Here is a 3,563-nt window from a genome sequence, read left to right on the forward strand (position 1 = left end):
GGTTTCGAGCAGTCGGTGCTGGCGCTGCTTCCCGTCTATGGCACCCACTTCGACATTCCCGAGACGCGCATGTCGGCGCTGCTGTCGACGATGATCGCCGGCAACATCGCCATGCAGGTGCCGCTCGGCCTGCTCGCCGAAAGACTGACGGCGCGCCTCGTGCGCTTCGGCTGTGTCTCGGTGACGGTTCTTGGCTGCGCGCTCTTGCCGGCGCTCATCGAGACGCCGCTGATCTGGCCTTGCGTCTTCATCTGGGGCGCGGTGTCCTACGGGATCTATACGATGTCGATCATCGAGCTTGGCGAGCGTTTTACCGGCTCGGCGCTGGTCGCGGGCAATGCCGCCTTCTCCTTGATGTGGGGCGTCGGTGGCATCCTCGTGCCGCCGCTGACCGGCGGCGTGATGGACTTGATCGGCGCCGCGGGGCTTCCGGTGACGCTCGGCGCGATCTGCGCGGCGCTGGCTGTAGTCACCGTCATTCGCCGGCGGGTGATGTAGGGCCGGCTGGCTGAGCGCAGGCAGCTCTGCTCTTGAATGTTGGCGCGGCGAACGCGATGTAGGCAGGGCCGCCAGACCCGGAGACCCGCATGACCAGCCCGATGACCCAAACACAGCCTGAATTGCCGGTCGAGGATCCTTTCCTGTGGCTGGAGGATCGCAACGGCAAGGAAGCGCTTGAGTGGGTCCATCGCCAGAATGCGACGACTGTCGCCGAACTGCAGGGCGATCCATCCTATCAGGCGGCATTCGAGACCGCGCTCGACCTGATGACGGCCGAGGACAATATCCCGGTCGGATCGGCGCTCGCCGGTTACGTCTACAATTTTTGGCAGGACAAGACCAACGCGCTGGGCTTGTGGCGCCGCGCGACAATCGCCTCCTACAAGACCGACAAGCCGGATTGGGAAACGATCCTCGATTTCGATCAGCTCTCGGCCAAGGAAGGCGTGAAATGGGTGTTCGGCGGCGCGAGCCGGCTCTATCCCGATTTCGACCGCTGCCTGCTGTTCATGTCGCCGGACGGCGGCGACGCCAGCGAGATGCGCGAGTTCGACATTGCGAAGAAATCCTTCGTCGAGGACGGGTTTCGGGCACCGGCTTCGAAGTCGGGGTTTTCCTGGCTGGACAGGGATACGGTGATCGTCTCGGCGGCTTTCGAGGACGAGGACAAAACTCAGTCAGGCTATCCGCGGGTGATCAAGCTCTGGCGGCGTGGCACGAAGCTGGAGGAGGCGACGCCGATCTTCGAGGGCGAAAAAAATCATCTCGCGGTCGGCGGCGGCGTGGAGTTCGATGGCGACAAGAAACATGTCATGCTCGGCAAGACCATCGACTTCTTCACCTCGCACAGTTTCCTTCGGCTGGCTTCGGGCGAGAACCGGCGCATCCCGCTGCCCGACGACGCGACCGACACCGCGATCTTCAAGGGACAGCTGGTCTTTGGCGTCCGCAGTCCGTGGACGGCGCCGGACGGCACGCGCTGCCTGCCGGATGGGCTCTATTCCGTGGATTTCGACCGCTGGATTGAAACCGGTTCGTTCGAACTGGTCGAGACGCTGCTCAAACCGGAGCCCCGCGTTTCAATCGCAGGTCTCGCGAGGACGCAGGACCGGCTGTTCATCAACCTGATGGACAATGTGCGCGGCAAGGTCGTCGTTTGCGACCGCACCGGCAATGGCTGGTCGGTGAAGCCGGTCGACCTGCCCGACAAGGGCAATGTCGGCATCAGCCATGCCGAGCATTTCGGCTCCAGCGTCTCCTTCTCCTTCACCGATTTCCTGACGCCGAGCTCGATCATATGGTCGGACGACAATGGCGACACACTTCAAACCGTGAAATCGCAGCCGGCGCGCTTCGATGCATCGCCCTATGTTTCGGAGCAGTTCGAGGCGCGCTCGAAGGACGGCACGATGATCCCGTATTTCGTCGTCAGGCGGCGCGACCAGACGGGACCGGTGCCGGCGCTGCTCTATGGCTATGGCGGCTTCGAAGTACCGCTCTTGCCCGGCTATGCCGGTATCCGCGGCAGGCTCTGGCTGGACAAGGGCAATGCCTATGTGCAGGCCAATATCCGCGGCGGCGGCGAGTTCGGCCCGGCGTGGCATCAGGCGGCGCTCAAGGGCAAGCGCCAGAAAGCGTTCGATGATTTCGCCGCGGTCGCCGAGGATGTGGTCAGGCGCGGCATCACCACGGCGGCACAACTCGGCATCCAGGGCGGCTCGAATGGCGGCCTGCTGACCGGCGTCTCGCTGACGCAGCGTCCGGAGCTGTTCGGCGCCGTCATCATCGACGTGCCGCTGCTCGACGTGCTGCGCTACACCGAACTGCCGCCCGGTGCCTCGTGGATGGCGGAATATGGCGATCCGTCAAAGCCGGAGGAGGCTGCATGGCTCGCCGCCTATTCACCCTATCAGCGTGTGGCGACCAGTGCCGTTTATCCGCCGGTGCTGCTGATGACCTCGACCGCGGACGACCGCGTCCATCCGGGGCATGCGCGCAAGATGGCGGCGCGGCTCCAGGCCGCCGGTCACGGCAAGACGCTGTTCTTCGAGGAGACCGAAGGCGGCCATGGCGGGCGCGGCGATCGCCGGCCCCAGGCCGCGCAAACGGCGATGCGCTACGTCTTTCTGCAGCGCACGCTTGCCGGTCCAGCTTGAATTGCTGGCCGTTGGCGGCTTAAGGTGCCGCCATGGTCCGCATCAGCACATCAGGCGCCTTCGGGGTCGCGGTGACGCCGTCACCGCGCACGCTGCGCGCCGAGCTTTTGCGGCTGTGCGCCCGCATCGGCTATTCGCCGCCCCGTTTCCTCTGACGAATCCGCCCCGGCCACCGCCGGATTGATTCAAGAGGAAAGACAAACCCATGACCTATCAGAACTATTCGCTGAAGCAGCTTCAGCAGATCGATGCCGCGCATCACCTTCATCCCTTCACCGACCATAAGGAACTGCGTGAAGCGGGCTCTCGCATCATCACCCACGCCAAAGGGCCGTTCATCTATGATTCCGACGGAACGGAACTCCTCGACGGCATGGCGGGCCTCTGGTGCGTCAATGTCGGCTACGGCCGCGACGAACTGGCGGAGGCCGCCTACGCCCAGATGAAGGAGCTGCCCTACTACAACTCCTTCTTCAAGTGTTCGACGCCTACACCGGTGCTGCTGTCGCAGAAGCTGGCGGAACTGGCGCCGGAGCATGTCGGTCAGGTCTTCTACGGCTCGTCCGGCTCCGAGGCCAACGACACAGCGCTGCGGCTCGTGCGCCACTATTGGGCGCTCGAAGGCAAGCCTGAGAAGAACCGGATCATCTCGCGCAAGATGGCCTATCACGGCTCGACGATCGCCGGCACCTCGCTCGGCGGCATGGAGCCCATGCACAAGCAGCTCGGCGGCGCGGTGCCGAACATCGTCCATGTGATGATGCCCTATGCCTATGAGCTCGCGCTGCCCGGCGAAAGCGACCACGATTTCGGCCTGCGCGCCGCCAAGGCCGTCGAGGACGCCATCCTCGAAGTCGGCGCCGACAACGCCGCCGCCTTTATCGGCGAGCCGGCGATGGGCGCGGG

The 3,563-nt window shown here is 64.5% G+C and carries 4 protein-coding genes; all 4 read left to right on the forward strand.

The features are described from left to right. A partial coding sequence (locus tag EOA60_RS23915; RefSeq protein WP_128311998.1) for an MFS transporter occupies positions 1 to 498 on the forward strand: 498 nt, incomplete at its 5' end. 89 nt (positions 499 to 587) lie between these two features. Continuing rightward, entirely contained in the window at positions 588 to 2,657 is a 2,070-nt protein-coding gene (locus EOA60_RS23920; protein WP_127335183.1) for a prolyl oligopeptidase family protein, read from the forward strand. Between the two features lie 32 nt (positions 2,658 to 2,689). Continuing rightward, entirely contained in the window at positions 2,690 to 2,812 is a 123-nt protein-coding gene (locus EOA60_RS23925) for a capsid protein (protein ID WP_066999731.1), read from the forward strand. Between the two features lie 50 nt (positions 2,813 to 2,862). Continuing rightward, positions 2,863 to 3,563: aminotransferase class III-fold pyridoxal phosphate-dependent enzyme (locus tag EOA60_RS23930; protein ID WP_128312000.1), on the forward strand; the 701-nt coding region annotated here is incomplete at its 3' end.

The sequence above is a fragment of the Mesorhizobium sp. M1A.F.Ca.IN.020.06.1.1 genome, assembly GCF_004023265.1.
Taxonomy (GTDB): Bacteria; Pseudomonadota; Alphaproteobacteria; order Rhizobiales; family Rhizobiaceae; genus Mesorhizobium.

What these genes read in the sequence shown, in the direction of transcription:
- EOA60_RS23920 (WP_127335183.1), top strand. Translation starts at nt 588, where the DNA reads ATGACCAGCCCGATGACCCAAACACAGCCTGAATTGCCGGTCGAGGAT.
- EOA60_RS23925 (WP_066999731.1), top strand. Translation starts at nt 2,690, where the DNA reads ATGGTCCGCATCAGCACATCAGGCGCCTTCGGGGTCGCGGTGACGCCG.